Annotated in this window: 24 protein-coding genes; 8 read left to right on the forward strand and 16 right to left on the reverse strand. The window is 45.0% G+C overall.

Annotation, left to right across the window (positions count from 1 at the left end; all coding sequences use genetic code 11):
• Nucleotides 1-4: 4 nt before the first annotated feature.
• The 11 genes from mgtE to R8N28_RS14355 all read right to left on the reverse strand — a co-directional run bounded on the left by mgtE (nt 5) and on the right by R8N28_RS14355 (nt 8767).
• The gene (gene mgtE, locus R8N28_RS14305) at nt 5-1363 is read right to left on the reverse strand and encodes a magnesium transporter (RefSeq protein ID WP_005381121.1); all 1359 of its coding nucleotides are present in this window, start codon (nt 1361-1363) and stop codon (nt 5-7) included.
• Nucleotides 1364-1511: 148 nt separating this feature from the next.
• Nucleotides 1512-1787 carry an HPr family phosphocarrier protein gene (locus tag R8N28_RS14310; RefSeq protein WP_005381120.1) on the reverse strand — a complete coding sequence of 92 codons (276 nt, stop codon included), beginning with the start codon at nt 1785-1787 and terminating at the stop codon, nt 1512-1514.
• Between the two features lie 2 nt (nt 1788-1789).
• Entirely contained in the window at nt 1790-2653 is an 864-nt protein-coding gene (gene rapZ / locus R8N28_RS14315; RefSeq protein ID WP_054577138.1) for an RNase adapter RapZ, read from the reverse strand.
• 14 nt (nt 2654-2667) lie between these two features.
• Nucleotides 2668-3114, reverse strand: a complete 447-nt coding sequence (gene ptsN, locus R8N28_RS14320; RefSeq protein ID WP_005381116.1) for a PTS IIA-like nitrogen regulatory protein PtsN — start codon at nt 3112-3114, stop codon at nt 2668-2670.
• Nucleotides 3115-3116: 2 nt separating this feature from the next.
• Complete coding sequence (gene hpf / locus R8N28_RS14325) at nt 3117-3404, reverse strand: ribosome hibernation promoting factor (protein WP_005381114.1); 288 nt, start codon at nt 3402-3404, stop codon at nt 3117-3119.
• A 24-nt stretch (nt 3405-3428) separates the two neighbouring features.
• Nucleotides 3429-4898, reverse strand: coding sequence for an RNA polymerase factor sigma-54 (locus R8N28_RS14330; RefSeq protein ID WP_005381112.1), 1470 nt, complete (start codon nt 4896-4898; stop codon nt 3429-3431).
• Between the two features lie 50 nt (nt 4899-4948).
• Entirely contained in the window at nt 4949-5674 is a 726-nt protein-coding gene (gene lptB, locus R8N28_RS14335) for an LPS export ABC transporter ATP-binding protein (RefSeq protein ID WP_005381111.1), read from the reverse strand.
• Between the two features lies 1 nt (nt 5675).
• Nucleotides 5676-6170, reverse strand: coding sequence for a lipopolysaccharide transport periplasmic protein LptA (lptA, locus tag R8N28_RS14340; protein WP_005381109.1), 495 nt, complete (start codon nt 6168-6170; stop codon nt 5676-5678).
• Nucleotides 6151-6714 (reverse strand): LPS export ABC transporter periplasmic protein LptC, encoded by a 564-nt coding sequence (gene lptC / locus R8N28_RS14345; protein WP_005381106.1) that lies wholly within the window; start codon nt 6712-6714, stop codon nt 6151-6153. Before lptC ends, lptA begins: the two co-directional genes overlap by 20 nt.
• 86 nt (nt 6715-6800) lie before the next feature.
• Nucleotides 6801-7772 carry an arabinose-5-phosphate isomerase KdsD gene (gene kdsD / locus R8N28_RS14350; protein ID WP_318183389.1) on the reverse strand — a complete coding sequence of 324 codons (972 nt, stop codon included), beginning with the start codon at nt 7770-7772 and terminating at the stop codon, nt 6801-6803.
• Nucleotides 7773-7801: 29 nt separating this feature from the next.
• On the reverse strand, nt 7802-8767 hold the full coding sequence (locus R8N28_RS14355) for a calcium/sodium antiporter (protein ID WP_005381102.1): 966 nt from the start codon (nt 8765-8767) through the stop codon (nt 7802-7804).
• 374 nt (nt 8768-9141) lie between these two features.
• Here R8N28_RS14355 and mlaF point away from each other — a divergent pair, with 374 nt between their 5' ends.
• From mlaF to R8N28_RS14395, 8 genes are all read left to right on the forward strand, one after another.
• Complete coding sequence (mlaF, locus tag R8N28_RS14360) at nt 9142-9945, forward strand: phospholipid ABC transporter ATP-binding protein MlaF (protein ID WP_005388422.1); 804 nt, start codon at nt 9142-9144, stop codon at nt 9943-9945.
• Nucleotides 9935-10726, forward strand: a complete 792-nt coding sequence (mlaE, locus tag R8N28_RS14365; RefSeq protein ID WP_065274890.1) for a lipid asymmetry maintenance ABC transporter permease subunit MlaE — start codon at nt 9935-9937, stop codon at nt 10724-10726. The genes mlaF and mlaE overlap by 11 nt, the downstream gene beginning before the upstream one ends.
• Before the next feature lie 2 nt (nt 10727-10728).
• Nucleotides 10729-11217, forward strand: a complete 489-nt coding sequence (mlaD, locus tag R8N28_RS14370; RefSeq protein ID WP_005381099.1) for an outer membrane lipid asymmetry maintenance protein MlaD — start codon at nt 10729-10731, stop codon at nt 11215-11217.
• Nucleotides 11218-11219: 2 nt separating this feature from the next.
• Entirely contained in the window at nt 11220-11858 is a 639-nt protein-coding gene (gene mlaC, locus R8N28_RS14375; RefSeq protein ID WP_005381098.1) for a phospholipid-binding protein MlaC, read from the forward strand.
• Nucleotides 11858-12178, forward strand: coding sequence for a lipid asymmetry maintenance protein MlaB (locus R8N28_RS14380; protein ID WP_005381093.1), 321 nt, complete (start codon nt 11858-11860; stop codon nt 12176-12178). The genes mlaC and R8N28_RS14380 overlap by 1 nt, the downstream gene beginning before the upstream one ends.
• Before the next feature lie 3 nt (nt 12179-12181).
• Nucleotides 12182-12436, forward strand: a complete 255-nt coding sequence (gene ibaG / locus R8N28_RS14385) for a BolA family iron metabolism protein IbaG (protein WP_005381092.1) — start codon at nt 12182-12184, stop codon at nt 12434-12436.
• Nucleotides 12437-12445: 9 nt separating this feature from the next.
• Nucleotides 12446-13702 (forward strand): UDP-N-acetylglucosamine 1-carboxyvinyltransferase, encoded by a 1257-nt coding sequence (gene murA, locus R8N28_RS14390; protein WP_005388419.1) that lies wholly within the window; start codon nt 12446-12448, stop codon nt 13700-13702.
• A 155-nt stretch (nt 13703-13857) separates the two neighbouring features.
• Entirely contained in the window at nt 13858-14583 is a 726-nt protein-coding gene (locus tag R8N28_RS14395; RefSeq protein WP_005381088.1) for a 1-acylglycerol-3-phosphate O-acyltransferase, read from the forward strand.
• Between the two features lie 85 nt (nt 14584-14668).
• On the opposite strand, the gene R8N28_RS14400 is transcribed toward R8N28_RS14395, so the two are convergent.
• The 5 genes from R8N28_RS14400 to R8N28_RS14420 form a co-directional block, all read right to left on the reverse strand.
• Complete coding sequence (locus tag R8N28_RS14400; protein ID WP_005381087.1) at nt 14669-15058, reverse strand: RidA family protein; 390 nt, start codon at nt 15056-15058, stop codon at nt 14669-14671.
• A gap of 130 nt (nt 15059-15188) precedes the next feature.
• A complete protein-coding gene (gene pyrI / locus R8N28_RS14405; RefSeq protein ID WP_005381086.1) occupies nt 15189-15650 on the reverse strand; it encodes an aspartate carbamoyltransferase regulatory subunit in 462 nt (153 codons plus the stop codon).
• A 15-nt stretch (nt 15651-15665) separates the two neighbouring features.
• Nucleotides 15666-16595, reverse strand: coding sequence for an aspartate carbamoyltransferase (gene pyrB / locus R8N28_RS14410; protein WP_005381085.1), 930 nt, complete (start codon nt 16593-16595; stop codon nt 15666-15668).
• A gap of 86 nt (nt 16596-16681) precedes the next feature.
• Nucleotides 16682-16777, reverse strand: coding sequence for a hypothetical protein (locus R8N28_RS14415; protein WP_005381084.1), 96 nt, complete (start codon nt 16775-16777; stop codon nt 16682-16684).
• Between the two features lie 99 nt (nt 16778-16876).
• Nucleotides 16877-17881 carry an ornithine carbamoyltransferase gene (locus tag R8N28_RS14420; RefSeq protein WP_005385520.1) on the reverse strand — a complete coding sequence of 335 codons (1005 nt, stop codon included), beginning with the start codon at nt 17879-17881 and terminating at the stop codon, nt 16877-16879.
• Between the last annotated feature and the right edge of the window lie 15 nt (nt 17882-17896).

Below are 17896 nucleotides of genomic sequence, written 5' to 3' on the forward strand. Positions count from 1 at the left end.
TCTGTTAGGTAATCAGTATTGTGGCAAGCCCTAAGAAGACAGATAAACCAATCACATCCGTCACCGTCGTTAATGCCATACCACCAGCTAAAGCAGGATCGATGTTCATTTTTTTCAATAGGATTGGAATCGTTACTCCTGCAATACCTGCGACCAATAAGTTGGTCAGCATGGCGGCGGAAATGATTCCTCCGAGCATCCAGTTACCTTTCCAAGCAACAACAATACCACCAATAATCAGCGCCCACATGATACCGTTGAGTAAGCCGATCGAAGCTTCTTTCATTAACAGTTCGCGTTTGTTTGAGTCACCGATATGACCAAGAGCAAGACCACGAATCACTAGTGCGACGGTTTGGTTACCAGCGACACCACCCATGGACGGAACAATCGTCATCAATACTGCAATGGCCGCCATTTGATCTAATGTGGCCTCAAACATATTAGAAACGGAAGCAGCAGCAAGGGCGGCTAATACGTTAGCGCCAAGCCAGATACTGCGTTTGCGAGCTGATTTTACAACAGGCGCGAAAGTATCTTCGTCATCGTCCATACCCGCCATACTCATCATCGAGTGTTCCGCGTCTTCACGAATAACGTCAACCACGTCATCGATGGTGATACGACCGACCAAATGCAAGTTTTCATCAACAACAGGTGCAGATACCCAATTACGGCGCTCGAACAGACTCGCAACATCTGAGTCGCTAGTATCGACGGTGATGGCCTCGTCCGCGTCTTCCATTACATCAATGATTTTTACGTCTGGCTGAGTGGTAATAAGCGTCGTGATCGGCAGTTCACCGATGAGCTTACTCTCTTCATCGATCACATACAGGGCATCCGTAGCTTCTGGAAGCTCGCCTTTCATACGTAGATAACGCAAAACTACGTCCACATCGACGTCACCACGAATTGTGATGACGTCGGTGTTCATCAGTCCACCCGCAGTGTCTTCTGGGTAGGATAGGGCGGTTTCGACCCGTAGACGGTCAGAGGAGTCCATTTGCGACAGGACTTCGCGTGACAGGTTGTCAGGCAAGCTACGCAGTACGTAAGCCACGTCATCGGTATCCATGCCTTCTGTCGCTTCTGCAAGCGCTTCTGGTGCCATTTTGGATACGAGGCTGTCTTTGACGTCTTCGTTCAGCTCGTCAAGGATTTCACCATAATCTTCAGGGTCGGTGAGTTGCCAAAGAACTTCACGGCTCTTACGTGGGGAGGCTTCTAAAAGGTGAGCGATATCCTCAGGTTCCATGTCCTGTAATTGACGACGAACATGGACGAAGCGGCCATTTTCTAGCGCTTCTGTGACTTCTTGGAGGGCTTGGTGAGCTTGGTCGAATTCAATTTGCTCTGCCATTCATTCCTCCCAATTCCTGATATTTACAATGCGTTGAATAATAACTTAATTCTAGGCGCCTTTTAATAACAACTTATGATACTAAGCAAATTTATTTATTAGGTCAGGGAAGAGAAAGATAATGGGAGGTAAGAAAAAAGCGAGTAAACTACTCGCCTTCATCAAATTTATCTTCGATCAAATGGCAAACGGCATCCAGTGCTTCTTCCGCTTGCCCACCCGTTGCGTGGATCGTGACGTATTGTCCTTGAGCGGACTCTAGCATTAACAGGCCCATTACGCTGTCTGCTGTGGCGGTTTTGTCTTCTTCATTGTCGATGGTGATGACCGCTTCAAAGCTCTGTGCCAGTTCGACCAGTTTGACTGCTGCACGAGCATGTAAGCCAAGGCGGTTTTGAATCAATACTTTACGACTTAACTCCACGGCTACTCCTTAGCGTTTTTCTCTAGTGAGGTATGGCGAATTTGTACTTGGTGTCCTTTGTTGGAGAAGTATTCACCGATTTGCTGAGTTAAGTACACCGAGCGGTGCTTACCACCAGTACAACCGATTGCAACGGTCAGGTAGCTGCGGTTGTTTTTCTCAAGCAGAGGTAACCAATTCTCTATAAAGCTTTCAATTTGATATTTCAAACTTAACACCGATTGGTGTTGCTCTAAAAATGCGGCGATAGGAGCATCCAGACCTGTAAGCGGGCGTAGTGCTGGTTCCCAATGTGGGTTAGGTAAGAAGCGAACGTCGAATACGTAATCGGCATCGGAAGGCAGGCCGTATTTAAAACCAAAAGACTCAAATACCATAACGAGCCCTTTGCGATCTCTGCCTTCAACGCGCATACGCACGGTTTCACTCAATTCATGCAAAGACTGCCCACTACTATTTAGGACCAGATCTGCATGCGCTTTGAGTGGCGTCAAAATTTGCTTCTCACGCTCGATGGCTTGATCGAGCGAGAGGGAGGTGCCACCTAAAGATAACGGGTGAATTCGGCGTGTTTCGCTGTAGCGTTTGAGTAGCGTTTCTTTATTAGCGTCCAAGAAAAGCACGGTCACATCAAGCTCAGTTTTTAACTGTTCTAGTGTACTCGTCAGTTCTTTTAGCTTTTTAGGAATATTACGAATATCAATGCTGACTGCAACATTCTGTTTGCTGTCAGCAACAGAATGAACAAATGCGTCCAGCAAGTTAACTGGCAGGTTATCAACACAGTAGTAACCTAAGTCTTCCAGTACACGAAGCGCAATACTTTTACCGGCACCTGAGTGCCCGCTAACAACGATTAGTCGCATGGAGTTAGTCCTGCTTATTGGTGAATCATGATGTCGTAAAGTTCTTCATCACTCTGAGCATTACGCAGTAGTTTTAATACTTGCTTATCGCTCAGACGTTCTGCCATAGAGGATAGAGTCTTGAGGTGCTCTTTGCACTGTTCTTCTGGTACAAGGAGCGCAAAAAGAAGATCGACAGGTCGATTGTCAATCGCATCAAATTCGATTGCTTCATCACATTGCAGTAAGACAGCAATGGCCTTGTCGCTTGATTGCATTCTCGCGTGAGGGATCGCAATACCGTTTCCGATACCGGTACTGCCCATTTTTTCTCTATTGAGCATGCATTCGAACAGCTCGGTAGAATCTTGGCCCGTTTGATCAGCCACGATACGGCTGATCATTTCAAGGGCGCGTTTTTTACTCGTGCAGTGGACCGCACTTTTGGTGCAGTCCAATGACAGTATTTCGCTCAGTTGCATGATTAATGACTGTTTAGTTTTTCTTTGTGCTTATTAAGTTGGCGAACCAATTTATCTACCAGCGAATCGATCGCGGCATACATATTTTCGTCATCGGCTGATGCGTGGATTTCGCCTTGATTTATGTGAAGCGTAGCTTCCGCGATTTGAGTAATTTTTTCAACTTTTAGTACAACATGCACTTGATTGATATGGTCGAAGAACCTTTCGAGCTTCTGAAACTTAGAATTTACATAGTCTTGCATTGAATCGGTAAGATCAACGTGATGGCCTTGAATATTGATTTGCATAGACTTTCCTTTTCAGTTAGTGCCTTATAATAGGCGTTTACGCTGACTTGAAGGGGCAATTCCCAAGGATTCGCGATATTTGGCTATCGTACGTCTTGCGACCTGAATCCCTTGGTCAGCCAGAAGAGCAGCAATCTTGCTATCACTCAGTGGTTTGGCAGTATTCTCTGCTGCGACCAGTTTTTTAATGAGTGCACGAATTGCTGTTGACGAACATTCTCCGCCGTTGTCAGTACTAACATGGCTAGAGAAGAAGTACTTCAATTCAAAAATACCACGTGGTGTATGCATAAACTTTTGCGTTGTTACACGAGAAATCGTGGATTCATGCATGTCCACAGCCAAAGCGACATCATTGAGTACCATTGGCTTCATGGCTTCCTCACCATACTCGAAGAAATCTTGTTGATGTTCAACAATACATCTTGCAACTTTGAGTAGCGTCTCGTTTCTACTCTCTAAGCTCTTAATTAACCATTTTGCCTCTTGCAAATTGCTGCGGATGTACTGGCTATCCGCGCTATTACCTTTGCCTAATTGAGCATATTGTTGATTTACTTTTAATTTTGGCACGCTATCCGGGTTTATAGAAACGGTCCATTTGCCATTGTCTTTAAAAACGGATACGTCTGGAATTACGTACTCGGTATCATCAGGAGTGATGCGACTACCTGGACGAGGATCTAACTGTTGGATAAGCTTTAAGACTTCACGAAGATCGGCTTCTTTCAGCTTAGTCTCTTTGATGACGAGCTTGTAGTCTCGGTTGCCTAGGTGATCAATATGATCCGCAAGTATCATTTTGGCTTCAGCAAGCCACGGCGTGTCTTCTGGGAAGGTCGTCAGTTGCAGTAACAAACATTCTTGTAAGTTACGTGATGCAACTCCAAGAGGATCGAATTGTTGAATGCGTTTACGAACGGCTTCTACTTCGTCTAACTCTATCTCTTCATTATCGAAGCTCTCATGAATCTCTTCAGGCGACAAAGTTAAATAGCCGTAGTCGTCAACAGCGTCAATAATCGCTAATGCAATCGTGCGGTCGGTTTCACTGAATGGTGTTAGGTCAAGCTGCCACATGAGGTAATCATGTAACGATTCAGTGGTTTCGCCTTGGTAGACGGGCATATCATCATCAAGAGCTAAGCCAGTGCTACCAGTATTAGCGCTGTAGACGTCATCCCAAGTCGTGTCGATTTCAAGTTCAGAGCTAATTTCTGATTTCTCTATCACATCGGAGCTATCTGGAACGTCAATTTCTGTTGGTTCGCTAGCACTGTTGCTATCAGCAGCCTCGACCGCTGACTTATCTTCACCGTTTGCTAGAGGCTCGTCTTGGCCTTCTTCAACTTCCAATAATGGGTTTGAGTCCAACGCTTCTTGGATTTCTTGTTGAAGATCGAGTGTCGACAATTGCAATAAGCGAATCGCTTGCTGCAACTGTGGCGTCATGGCTAACTGCTGACCTAGCTTGAGTTGTAATGAAGGTTTCATTCAGTGTTACTTACCTTGTAATGCTCAGAATCTTACCGTTCCTAATATAATCATAGACGGAATTGTTCGCCGAGATAAACTTGTTTCACCTGTTCATTATTGAGAACTTCTGCCGGAGTTCCCGATGCAATTAGGTGCCCTTGGCTCACGATATAGGCTTTTTCACATACGTCCAGTGTTTCACGTACATTATGGTCAGTGATTAACACTCCGAGACCACGATCGCGCAGATGCTCAATGATTTTCTTGATGTCATTAACCGAAATTGGGTCAACACCAGCGAAAGGTTCATCCAATAAAATGAACTGAGGGTTGGCCGCTAAAGCTCGAGCGATTTCCACCCTGCGTCGCTCACCCCCTGATAGTGCCATACCAGCACTGGTTCTGATGTGCTGGATGTGGAATTCTTCCAACAAATCTTCCAGTTTATCTTGGCGCTCTTCCCTCGTCATTTCTTGACGAGTTTCAAGTACGGCCATGATGTTATCTTCTACTGAAAGCTTACGGAAAATCGACGCTTCTTGCGGAAGATAGCCAATGCCAAGGCGTGAACGGCTATGCATCGGTAAAATACTGATGTCATTGTCGTCAATGGTAATGGTGCCCTCATCACGAGGTACTAAGCCGACAATCATGTAAAACGAGGTGGTTTTACCCGCGCCGTTTGGACCGAGTAGCCCAACAATCTGACCAGATTCAACTTCTAAGCTAACATCAGTGACGACTTTGCGTTTTTTGTAGCTTTTCGCCAAGTTTTTCGCACTCAGTACTGCCATATTAGTTCTCTATCTGATTGGGTTGCAAAATGGTCGTAACGCGCTCTTCCTTAGAGCTATCTGCGACTAGCTTTTGTTTACCAATTTGGTAACGAATCGAAGAACCTTTGATGGTGTTGTTGTCTTGCGCCAGCTGCGCTTGACCTTTCATGGTCAGTTCGTCTGTAGAAATACGGTAATCCAGCTCCGTAGCTTGACCACTAAGTGTTTTACCATCGTCCATCAGCTGAGAAAACTTCGCAGGTTTACCAAATGCTTGAATCTGTTTAATTGCTTCGGTTTTAGGATCGCGAGTTACCACGATTCTATCAGCATCGATATTGATGCTCCCTTGCTTAAGAGATACATCGCCTTCAAAAACAACCTGGTTACTCTTCATATCCACCTGTTGGGTGTCAGAGTTTATGTAAACCGGCTGTTGAGTATCCGACTTGAGTGCCAGCGCTTGAGGCGCCGCCAATACCAGTGCCAGTAGGCTAAGGTGTAACGGTTTCATATCGACCTTGAACTTCATCTGTCAGAGTCGCAGTATGCTGTTTTAAGTTACCTTGCATTGCGCCTCCAGTAGTTTCAAATTGTGGTCCAACCAACATTACTTGTTGGTCAGCTTTAAAATCACGATTGGTTAGATTAATGACCAATTTGTCTGTTGCCATGGTATCAAAACTCGCACCAGGCAGAAGATTTTGCATTAAGACTTTGTCATATAAAGTCAAAACTTGGTCTTCATCTAACACTGCTCTTGTGGCAGTCACCTTCCATTCAATGACGCTACCTTCACGGTAAACCATCAAAGTCGGGTTATTAAAAATAGTATCTCCACTCTTAGCATAATGGTCTAAGTTAGTGGAGCGAATGATGTAACTGCGGACACCATCTTCACCGTAGGTGATGTTTTCTAATCCAGAACCACTGAACATGGGCAGTTCAGAATCTGGTGCTACTTGAATTGCGTCGTTGCCTTTAGGGGTTAGTAGGTAATAACCGCACCACGCTACAACGAAGATCAAGAGCAAATAAATAAGGCGAGTAAAACTCATATAATGAAGGCCTATCGTTTAGCTCAGTACTTCCCTGACCATTGCCTTTATTCGTCTAATAAATGATTTAAATGTTTGTGCTGATATTACATCACGCCAGCTTTTAGTAAATCGTGCATGTTCAGTGCACCCACAATTTTTTCGTCTTTACATAAAATCAGAGCGTTAATGTTTTTATTCTGCATCAAGTTCAAACCTTCAACCGCCAGCATATCAGGGTGTGCTGTGGTTGGGTTTGTCGTCATGACCTCGCCAATTGCCGTCGTATGAATATCGATACGCTTGTCTAAGGTACGACGTAAATCACCATCGGTGAATATACCAAGCATAGCATCGTGCTCATCGACGATGGCTGTCATGCCTAACCCCTTTTCTGAAATTTCAAGCAGGGCATCGCGAATTAATGCGTCAGGAGAAACTTTAGGTAACGCTTCTCCAAAGTGCATAATATCAGACAACTTAAGTAGCAGTTTTCTCCCCAGTGCACCACCTGGGTGAGATAGGGCAAAATCTTCGGCAGAAAAACCACGAGCTTGAAGCAGAGTTACGGCTAATGCATCTCCCATCACTAATGTGGCAGTCGTACTGCTAGTTGGCGCCAGGCCTAACGGACAAGCTTCTTGAGGTACCGTAATTTGCAGGTGTAAGTCAGACAGCTTGGCCATATTTGATTCTGGCTTACCTGTCATGCTGATGATCTTAATATTCAGGCGCTTTAATACTGGAAATAGAGACAGAATTTCGTTTGATTCACCAGAGTTAGAAATTGTCAGCACAATGTCACCAGGGCTAATCATACCCAAGTCACCATGTGCGGCTTCGCCTGGATGAACGAAAAACGCCGAAGTCCCAGTGCTTGCCAGAGTGGCGGCAATCTTGTTACCAATATGGCCTGACTTGCCAATACCCATAACGACAACTTTGCCGTTGTTGGAAAGGATAAGTTCACACGCTTTTTCAAATTGATCATCAAAGTAGGTATCTAGCTCTTGCAGAGCAGCAACTTCGATATCAAGAACTTGTTTAGCAGCAGCGCGAAAATCAAATTGATTGGACATATCAGATCTCTACTTATTGATCGTGGTAATTAAGCGGTCATGTTTGCGAATAAGTACACTTGGTAACCTAAGAAGCACACAAACAAGATGGCACCTTCAATACGGTTAATACTGCGTGATTTACCCAAACACATCGCGACAAGTAACAATGAAACTCCTAACATGACCCAGAAGTCACGTCCCATCGCGTACTCACTGAGCACCGATGGATTAATGATGCCAGGAATCCCCATTACCGCCAGAATGTTAAACACATTCGAACCGATAATGTTACCGACAGCCATGTCGTCTTCACCCTTTAAAACTCCCGCAAGTGATGCGGCTAGTTCTGGCAGGCTAGTGCCAATGGCGATAATAGTTAGACCGATAACAAGGTCGCTCATACCAAAGTGTTTAGCAATAATTACCGCGTTATCAACCAGCATGCTGGCTGCCAAAGGAAGCAGTATCAAGCCAATAACCACCCACATGATTGCTTTAGGGTTACTGACGCCTTCTGGGATCTCTGACTCTTGGTCATCAAGAAAAACATCACCTGATTTTTGCTCTTTGCGGCTGATTTGCAACATAGCAAATAAAAATGCCCCAAAGAGTACAAACAATAAGACACCCTCATAAAAACCGAGATGGCTATTCCAAAGCAGAATACCAGCGAGTACGGTTACGGCTATCATGAGTGGAAGTTCTCGGCGGATGACGGCGGAGCTAATCGACAAAGGCTTGATCAGCGCTGTAATACCTAGGATTAACGCAATGTTCGCTATGTTTGAGCCTAATACGTTACCCACCGCTGTATCTGTTTTGCCATCCCAAGCAGCGGTTGCAGATACCATCATCTCAGGGGCGGATGAGCCCATCGCGAGGATTGTCATGCCGATGACAAGCGGGGAAATACCGACGTTGCGGGCTATCGCTGCAGAGCCAAAAACAAGTTTATCTGCACTCCAAACAAGCAAAACAAGACCGACTATAAGCAACGCAACGGCTTCGAGCATGAGAATTCCTAAGTATTAAATAAGTAAAATGAATAACCGCTAATTTTGACCTTTTGCGGCCTAAAATGGAAGATAAACGAAGAATAAATTAAAGGTTAGTAACGAAAATGTATGTAAATCTCACTCATTTAAATGAGCAATTCTGGTCTAGGATTTAAACACTTCGTGCTAATTCGGTCATAAACCATGAGAAATTGCAGGGATATACTCGACTTTATTTAATTGAACAGTGCTTTAAATTCAACGCCAATGTGCTTATGATTGCAGCCTAACAAATGTACCGACGTTACTTTATTAAACGTAGAATTCAACTCCGATGAGTATCTGCTTGATGATTCCGTGAGTTGCAACGCTCCTACAGTAGAAGAGATGATATGTCGAACAACGATTTAGTCACCGTGAACAACCTCACTTTTTCACGGGGAGAACGCATGATCTTTGATGATATTGATCTGCATGTTCCTGAGGGCAAAGTGACGGCCATTATGGGACCATCGGGAATTGGTAAAACAACACTGCTGCGTTTGATTGGTGGTCAGTTGTATCCCGAGCAAGGAGAGATCTGGTTTGATGGCGACAATATTCCCTCTCTCTCGCGTAAAAAACTCTACCATGCTCGAAAGAAAATGAGCATGTTGTTCCAGTCAGGGGCTTTATTCACTGATTTGAATGTTTTTGATAATGTCGCCTTTCCATTGAGAGAGCATACCGATTTATCGGAAGATTTGATTCGCACCATGGTGTTACTCAAGCTCGAAGCTGTCGGTCTGCGCGGCGCAGCGCAATTAATGCCGAGTGAGCTTTCAGGTGGTATGGCAAGACGCGCTGCTTTGGCTCGTGCAATCGCACTTGACCCTGACCTGATCATGTACGATGAGCCGTTTGTGGGGCAAGACCCAATTACTATGGGCGTTTTGGTTGAGCTAATTAGCAATCTAAACCAAGCGTTAGGTTTGACCTCTATTGTGGTTTCTCACGACGTACCTGAAGTCATGAGTATTGCTGACTGGGTATACCTGATGGCCGATGGAAAAATCATCGCCTATGGTACGCCAGAAGAGCTGACTCAAAACTCTGATCCTCGTGTCCAGCAGTTCTTACAAGGTGATGCCGACGGTCCTGTACCGTTTCGTTTCCCTTCTCAAAGTATCGAAAAGGACTTATTTGATGGTCGATAACTTCATTCACTTTGTCGCCTCGCTGGGTCGACGCACGCTTTCTATTTGCGGAGCATTTGGTCGTGCGACTTTCATGTTGATTGGGGCGCTATTTTCTAAGCCACAACCGATCAGAAGCTTTCCTCTGCTTGTTAAGCAACTTTATTCTGCTGGTGTTCAGTCGCTGGCGATCATCGTCGTATCTGGTCTGTTCATTGGAATGGTTTTGAGTCTACAAGGCTATGTTGTGTTGGTGGATTACGGCGCAGAAGGCAGTTTAGGGCAAATGGTAGCGCTTTCGTTACTCCGTGAATTAGGACCTGTTGTTACTGCACTTTTGTTTGCTGGTCGTGCCGGTTCTGCGTTAACCGCAGAGATAGGTCTAATGAAAGCAACGGAACAACTGTCTAGCCTTGAAATGATGGCGGTAGACCCATTGAAACGAGTGATTGCACCACGGTTTTGGGCTGGGGTTATCTCAATGCCTTTACTGGCTATGATTTTCATGGCTGTGGGAATTTGGGGCGCTCAGCTTGTTGGTGTTGACTGGAAAGGCGTTGATCACGGCAGTTTTTGGTCAGCGATGCAGTCCTCTGTTGAGCTAGGACAAGACATTGGTAACAGTATGATCAAATGTTTTGCGTTTGCAATTACGGTTACTTGGGTCGCTCTATTTAACGGTTATGATGCTATTCCAACATCGGAAGGGATCAGCCGAGCAACTACGCGCACTGTTGTGCATTCTTCTTTAGCAGTACTAGGATTAGACTTTGTACTGACCGCATTGATGTTTGGGAATTAATCATGCAACAAACACGTAAAACTGAATTATGGGTTGGCAGCTTTGTATTAGCGGGAATTTGCGCGATTCTTGTGATGATTTTTCAAGTTGCTGACGTAAAAAGCATTGGCTCTGGTGATACTTATACCCTCAAAGCCGAGTTCGATAATATTGGCAGTTTAAAAGTTCGTTCGCCCGTAAAAGTGGGGGGCGTTGTGATTGGTCGAGTAAGTAGTATTTCGCTTAACCCAGACAACTTATTGCCAGTTGTAACACTATCTATCAATAGCAAATACAATCAGTTCCCAGAAACGTCGAGCGTACAAATTTTGACATCTGGCCTGATTGGTGAGCAATACATTGGTTTAGTACCTGGCTTCGTTTTTGATGATGAAGTCATGCTGGTGGATGGTGATACCATCGAAGACACCAAATCGGCGCTTGTGCTTGAAGACTTAATTGGTCAAGTACTATACAGCGTAGGTGGTTCAGACGACTCAAGTAAGGAATAACTATGTTAGCGAGATTACTACTTTCAGTTTGTGCTGTGTTTAGCGTCTTTGGAGCAACAGCAGCAGAGGTGGATAAAACTGAACCTTATAAGATGATGAAGCAGGTAGCTGAAGTCACGTTCGAAAGATTGAAAGCCGAACAGCCGAAAATCAAACAAGATCCAAATTTACTTAAAGTGATCGTTGAAGAAGAGCTAATGCCTTACGTCAACTACCGCTATGCAGGGTTAAAACTTCTTGGTCCAAACTTAAAAGGTGCTAAGCGTGAAGATGTACTTGAGTTTATCGATGCATTTCGTGCTTACCTGATTGCGTCTTATGCACAAGTGTTGACGCAATACTCTGACCAAAAAATTGAGTTTGGTCCTGAGCCTAGCATTGATGACTCTAAGCGTATTACAAGCATTAAAGTTGATATCATCGATACTCCGCGTCCAAACATCAAACTTGAGTTTAAACTGCGTAAAGACAACCAGTCTGGTGAGTGGGAAGCATTCGATATGATTGCAGAGGGCATTAGTTTGCTTTCTAGTAAACAATCCGAATGGAACAGTAAAATTCGTCAAGAAGGTATTCTATCTGTTGCTAAAGACCTAGAAAAATTGGCCGCAGAACCGATCCGCTTCGAGGCGAAGAAATAATGGCCCAGACTCCCGCTCAGTGGCAATTGGATCAAAACATTCTTAAGCTAACAGGGGCACTTGATAGAGATACAGTGCCTTCATTGTGGGCGTATGCACAGCAATGGCAACCTGCTCAATCGGAGCTGGAATGCTCGCTAAAAGAGATAGAGCGCGTCGACTCTGCAGGAATGGTGATGTTAATCCACTTATTAGAGCATGCAAAAAAGCAAAACTGTCATATAATGCTCAGTTTCGTGCCGGCGCAACTGCGCACTTTGTTTCAACTGAGCAATGTTGAATCTTTAGTGGCCAAACACATACAGAATTATCAGGGGTAAATTGTGGATAGCGCAAAAGTACAACAGTTATTAGAAGAAGCATTAAACCTTCAAGAAGTGCATGTGAAAGGTGAAGGTAGCCACTATGAAGTGGTTGCTGTTGATGCTTGTTTCGATGGAATGAGCCGCGTTAAGAAGCAGCAGTTAATTTATGCTCCTCTGATGGAATACATCCAGCGTAACGACATTCACGCATTATCAATCAAAGCGTTCACACCAGAAGAGTGGGCTCGTGATAAGAAATTGATGTCGCTTTAAGGTTTATTGATGGAAAAGTTTCGAGTTATTGGGTCAGATAAACCACTAGTTGGTGAAGTGACCATTTCAGGTGCAAAAAACGCAGCACTGCCGATTTTATTTGCGTCTATCTTGGCGGAAGAGCCAGTAGAAGTGGCAAACGTACCACACCTTCGTGATATCGACACAACGATGGAATTGCTTAAGCGTTTAGGCGCGAAAGTAAGCCGCAATGGCTCTGTTCATGTTGATCCAAGCAGTATTACAGAATACTGCGCGCCTTATGATTTAGTGAAAACCATGCGTGCTTCTATTTGGGCTTTAGGTCCTTTGGTGGCGCGCTTTGGTCAAGGTCAGGTTTCTTTACCAGGCGGTTGTGCCATCGGTGCCCGTCCTGTGGATCTGCATATTTCTGGTTTAGAGCAGCTTGGCGCAACCATTACATTAGAAGATGGTTATGTGAAAGCAGAAGTGGATGGTCGTCTAAAAGGCGCGCACATCGTGATGGATAAAGTCAGCGTAGGCGCGACGATCACCATCATGTGTGCCGCAGCGCTGGCGGAAGGCACAACAACACTAGATAACGCTGCGCGTGAGCCTGAAATCGTCGATACCGCTGATTTCCTAAATAAGCTTGGCGCAAAAATCTCTGGCGCTGGCACAGATACCATTACGATTGAAGGTGTTGAGCGCTTAGGCGGTTGTAAACACAACGTGGTTGCTGACCGTATTGAGACGGGAACATTCCTTGTCGCAGCAGCAGTATCTGGCGGTAAAGTGGTATGTCGCAACACTAATGCTCATTTGCTTGAAGCGGTTCTCGCCAAGCTGGAAGAAGCTGGCGCGCTTGTCGAAACGGGTGAAGATTGGATCTCCGTTGATATGACCGACCGCGAGCTAAAAGCGGTAAGTGTACGTACTGCGCCACATCCTGGTTTCCCGACGGATATGCAAGCTCAATTTACGCTACTGAACATGATGGCGAAAGGTGGCGGCGTAATCACTGAGACTATCTTTGAAAACCGCTTTATGCACGTACCAGAACTCATGCGTATGGGCGCTAAAGCTGAGATCGAAGGCAATACGGTTATCTGTGGTGATGTTGAGTCACTTAGCGGTGCGCAAGTGATGGCAACCGATCTACGAGCTTCGGCTAGTTTGGTTATTGCAGGTTGCATTGCTAAAGGCGAAACCGTCGTTGATCGTATTTACCATATCGACCGTGGTTACGACAAAATCGAAAATAAACTGGCTGCACTTGGCGCAAATATTGAGCGAGTGAGCTAGGCAAGTTAAACTGCACCGCAGGTAACTTGGATATCAAGAGAGCCGAAACCTGAGTTTCGGCTTTTTTATATCACTCTCATGACCATATTTTCCCTTTATGGAAAGAGAGATATTAATAGCTGTATCTGGCAAAAGCCGGTTCCTGGAGAACAAGAATGATTGCACTGTTACGTGTATTTGCTGTCGCTATCTTTGCGATTGTTATGTTTATTGGTGGTTGTGGTTACTGCCTATTAAGCCCTAGAAACCCTAAGCACGTTTTCACTTTTGGCCGTTTGTTTGCCAAGATGTCTCGTGTGTTTGGGATTAAGTTAGAGTTGCGTATCCCTGAAGATGCGTATTCACGCGGCCAACATGTTTACATTGCTAACCACCAGAACAACTGGGACATGTTTACTGTTTCTGCGGCTGTGACTCCGAAAGTTGTGACAGTAGGTAAAAAGAGCTTGGCTTGGATGCCACTGTTTGGTCAGCTTTACTGGCTTACGGGTAACATTCTGATTGACCGAGCGAATCGTTCTAAAGCAAAAGGTACTATCGATCAGGTCGTGAGCAGCATGAAAGAAAGTGATGTTTCGGTGTGGATGTTCCCAGAAGGCACGCGTTCTCGTGGGCGTGGTTTGCTGCCATTCAAAACAGGTGCTTTTCATGCGGCAATTGGTGCAGGTGTGCCAATCATTCCTATCGTATGTAGCTCGACGAATAAAATTAAGCTGAACCGTTGGAACAATGGTCATGTGATTGTTGAAATGCTACCTCCAATCAGCACTGAAGGCTATGGTAAAGAGGGCATTCGCGAGTTAGCGAATATCTGTCGTGAACAGATGAAAGAGAAGCTTGAATCGTTAGATGAAGAAGTCAAACAGCGCAACGCTGCTTAAGTTTTACTGCGATATCATCACGAAAAGACAATAAAAAACGGGTAGCCTGAGCTACCCGTTTTTTTATGTTTGTCAGCAAGTGCAATTATTTGCGAACAGCGATTGCTTCAATCTCGATGCCAACATCTTTTGGTAGGCGAGCCACTTCTACACAAGAGCGTGCAGGGTAGTTTGCTACGCCGTGCTCATCAAAGAACTTGCCGTAAACTTCGTTCACTGTGCCAAAGTCATTTAGGTCTTTAACAAAAACCGTTAGCTTTACAATATCAGATACTTTAAGACCTGAAGATTCAACTACAGCCTTTACGTTTTCTAGAGACTGACGAGCTTGTTCTGCGATATCAGCAGACACTTCACCTGTCGCTGGGTTTACTGGGATTTGGCCTGAAGTAAGAACCATGTTACCTAGATCTACGCCTTGAACGTAAGGACCGATTGCTGCTGGTGCAGACTCAGTGTGAAGTACTTTCGTCATTTGATTTTTTCCATCAGTTGTAGGGAATAAAGATTCTCAGTTTGCCTCTAAACCCTCGGTAGGTAAAGAGCAAAATACCCTGACATTGCAGGGTATTTTAAACGTATCACAGCCTAGTCGTGCGGCGTGTTTATCGCTCGGTTACGATCTCGCGTGAGAACACTTTCTCGCAGTATTTACACTTTAGGCGGATTTCTTGTTTCTTCTCGAACACGCTAAAGCTGCTTTCTACTGGTTCATTATGAGAAATACAGTTTGAATTCGGGCATTCAAATACATCATTGATGCGCTCAGGAAGCTCTAACGCGAGCTTTTTCACCACTTCATAATTCTCGATTTGATTCACGGTCGCGTGAGGAGCATACAACGCTAGCTTGCTAGCTTGCTCTTCATTGATAAACACATTTTCGATTTTGAGTAGATCTTTATGACCGAGTGCTGATGATGGCAAGTTCAGTCCAATCGTTACGCGTTGTGATGAATTGTGCATATCGAACAGTCTTAATACTTTGATGCCGATTTGCGCAGGGATGTGGTCGATGACCGTACCATTTTTGATTGCTTCTACCTGCAATTGAGTTTCTTTAGCCATGATTTTTCCCCTCGATTACAGTGTTTCGTTTAGAACAAGCGCCAGCAGTGCTTGGCGAGCATACACGCCATTTTGAGCTTGCTGGAAGAAGTAAGCATGAGGCGTTTTATCAACATCAGTTGTAATTTCATCCACACGTGGTAGTGGGTGCAGTACTTTCAAGTTCTCACGCGCGCCTTCTAGTAGTGCCGCCGTTAGGATGTAAGCCGACTTAATATGTGCGTATTCCGATTCGTCAAAGCGTTCTTTCTGTACGCGTGTCATGTACAGAATATCCAGTTCAGGAATCACACTTTCCATGTCTGTGTGTAGGCTATATTGAATGCCAGCTTCGTCTAGTTCTTCGCAGATGTAATCTGGCATTGCCAGCGCATCTGGTGCAACAAAGAAGAAGCGGATGTTGTTAAACTTTGCTAAGGCTTGAGTCAGTGAGTGCACTGTGCGGCCATATTTTAGGTCACCTACGAATGCGACGTTCAGGTTGTCTAGACGCCCTTGTGTTTCCGCGATGGTGTATAAGTCGAGTAGCGTTTGAGTTGGGTGTTGGTTTGCACCGTCGCCCGCGTTGATCACTGGCACGCCATTTGAAAATTCAGATGCCAAGCGAGCGGCGCCTTCTTGTGGATGACGCATCACAAAGGCATCGACGTAAGAAGAGATGACTTGTACTGAATCTGCGAGTGTTTCGCCTTTCTTCGCCAGAGAGGTATTACCATCATTATCAAAGCCAATCACGTCACCACCAATGCGCTGAATCGCTGTTTCAAACGATAAACGTGTACGTGTTGATGGTTCAAAGAAACAACTTGCAACGACTTTGTTTTTAATCAGTTCTGGTCGAGGTGCTTTTTTAAGGCTACCTGCTGTTTCTACGATAAGTTCCAGTTCTTCGCGTGAAAGCTCTGGAATAGAGATGATGTGCTTCTGGTAAAGCGAGTTCGCCATGATCTTCTTCCCTATAACATTGATGACTACATCCAAATAACCGAAAGGAATTTTGGACATAAAAAAACCTCCCCAATGGGGAGGTTTTAAAATTCAATAGAATTAACGAAAATAACACCACGTAAGCGTAGTCGCTTAGCGAGAGCAAATCGCGTTTTTACGTCAGCAATCAGCGTGGTCATTTCTTAATCCTCAGACAAATTGCCGAGCATTATACGCTTAACTTTCGTGAGCGCAAGCGATTACATCATGGTTTTTATCGGCTGTTTTTGCGCACTGGTTTAGCTTCCTAGCGTCGCAACCATCACGGCTTTGATGGTATGCATACGGTTTTCAGCTTCGTCGAATACGATGGAGTATTCCGATTCAAATACCTCTTCTGTTACTTCAAGGCCTTTCATACCGTATTTTTCAGCGACTTCTTTGCCGACGGTGGTTTCATCATTGTGGAAAGCTGGAAGGCAGTGCATGAATTTCACATGTGGATTACCCGTTTGCTCAATCACGTCCATATTGATTTGATAAGGTGTCATTAACGCTACACGTTCATCCCATGCCTCGGCAGACTCACCCATAGACACCCAAACGTCGGTGTATAGGAAGTCACAACCTTTCACACCTTCCTCAACGCTTTCTGTTAACGTGATTTTTGCACCGGTTTGTTGCGCGATAGTTTGACAAGTTGCCACGAGCTCTTCTTCAGGCCAGAACGCTTTTGGCGCGACAAGGCGAATATCCATGCCCATTTTCGCTGCGCCCACCATAAGTGAGTTACCCATGTTGTTGCGCGCATCACCTAGGTAAGCGAAGGTTATTTCATGCAGCTGTTTACCACGGCCGTGCTCTTGCATGGTCAGGAAGTCAGCAAGGATCTGGGTTGGGTGGAACTCATCCGTTAAACCATTCCACACTGGAACACCAGCATAAGTACCAAGCTCTTCAACAATGGATTGGCCAAAGCCTCGGTATTCAATCCCGTCGTACATACGACCAAGAACACGAGCGGTGTCTTTCATCGATTCCTTATGACCGATCTGCGAGCCAGAAGGGCCGATGTAAGAGACTTGAGCACCTTGGTCAAAGGCAGCGACTTCAAACGCACATCGGGTACGAGTCGAAGATTTCTCAAAGATTAGTGCGATGTTTTTACCTTGAAGTTTCTTCTGCTCTGTTCCTGCATATTTAGCTTTTTTCAGCTCTGCAGACAGTTCGAGCAAAAACTGGATTTCTTTGGTTGAGAAGTCCAATAGCTTCAAAAAGTTGCGGTTACGTAAATTGAAAGCCATAGCTCGTCCCTTAGT

The sequence above is a fragment of the Vibrio sp. Vb1554 genome, from assembly GCF_033344235.1.

Bases quoted from the DNA above. Each gene is read 5' to 3' on its own strand.
- lptA (WP_005381109.1), bottom strand. From the start codon at position 6,170: ATGAAACCGTTACACCTTAGCCTACTGGCACTGGTATTGGCGGCGCCT.
- R8N28_RS14420 (WP_005385520.1), bottom strand. From the start codon at position 17,881: ATGGCTTTCAATTTACGTAACCGCAACTTTTTGAAGCTATTGGACTTC.
- R8N28_RS14330 (WP_005381112.1), bottom strand. From the start codon at position 4,898: ATGAAACCTTCATTACAACTCAAGCTAGGTCAGCAGTTAGCCATGACG.
- R8N28_RS14380 (WP_005381093.1), top strand. From the start codon at position 11,858: ATGGCCCAGACTCCCGCTCAGTGGCAATTGGATCAAAACATTCTTAAG.
- R8N28_RS14355 (WP_005381102.1), bottom strand. From the start codon at position 8,767: ATGCTCGAAGCCGTTGCGTTGCTTATAGTCGGTCTTGTTTTGCTTGTT.
- rapZ (WP_054577138.1), bottom strand. From the start codon at position 2,653: ATGCGACTAATCGTTGTTAGCGGGCACTCAGGTGCCGGTAAAAGTATT.
- lptC (WP_005381106.1), bottom strand. From the start codon at position 6,714: ATGAGTTTTACTCGCCTTATTTATTTGCTCTTGATCTTCGTTGTAGCG.
- pyrB (WP_005381085.1), bottom strand. From the start codon at position 16,595: ATGGCGAACTCGCTTTACCAGAAGCACATCATCTCTATTCCAGAGCTT.
- R8N28_RS14415 (WP_005381084.1), bottom strand. From the start codon at position 16,777: ATGACCACGCTGATTGCTGACGTAAAAACGCGATTTGCTCTCGCTAAG.
- kdsD (WP_318183389.1), bottom strand. From the start codon at position 7,772: ATGTCCAATCAATTTGATTTTCGCGCTGCTGCTAAACAAGTTCTTGAT.
- ptsN (WP_005381116.1), bottom strand. From the start codon at position 3,114: ATGCAACTGAGCGAAATACTGTCATTGGACTGCACCAAAAGTGCGGTC.
- mlaC (WP_005381098.1), top strand. From the start codon at position 11,220: ATGTTAGCGAGATTACTACTTTCAGTTTGTGCTGTGTTTAGCGTCTTT.
- murA (WP_005388419.1), top strand. From the start codon at position 12,446: ATGGAAAAGTTTCGAGTTATTGGGTCAGATAAACCACTAGTTGGTGAA.
- mgtE (WP_005381121.1), bottom strand. From the start codon at position 1,363: ATGGCAGAGCAAATTGAATTCGACCAAGCTCACCAAGCCCTCCAAGAA.
- pyrI (WP_005381086.1), bottom strand. From the start codon at position 15,650: ATGGCTAAAGAAACTCAATTGCAGGTAGAAGCAATCAAAAATGGTACG.
- R8N28_RS14400 (WP_005381087.1), bottom strand. From the start codon at position 15,058: ATGACGAAAGTACTTCACACTGAGTCTGCACCAGCAGCAATCGGTCCT.
- mlaF (WP_005388422.1), top strand. From the start codon at position 9,142: ATGTCGAACAACGATTTAGTCACCGTGAACAACCTCACTTTTTCACGG.
- mlaD (WP_005381099.1), top strand. From the start codon at position 10,729: ATGCAACAAACACGTAAAACTGAATTATGGGTTGGCAGCTTTGTATTA.
- mlaE (WP_065274890.1), top strand. From the start codon at position 9,935: ATGGTCGATAACTTCATTCACTTTGTCGCCTCGCTGGGTCGACGCACG.
- R8N28_RS14395 (WP_005381088.1), top strand. From the start codon at position 13,858: ATGATTGCACTGTTACGTGTATTTGCTGTCGCTATCTTTGCGATTGTT.
- lptB (WP_005381111.1), bottom strand. From the start codon at position 5,674: ATGGCAGTACTGAGTGCGAAAAACTTGGCGAAAAGCTACAAAAAACGC.
- hpf (WP_005381114.1), bottom strand. From the start codon at position 3,404: ATGCAAATCAATATTCAAGGCCATCACGTTGATCTTACCGATTCAATG.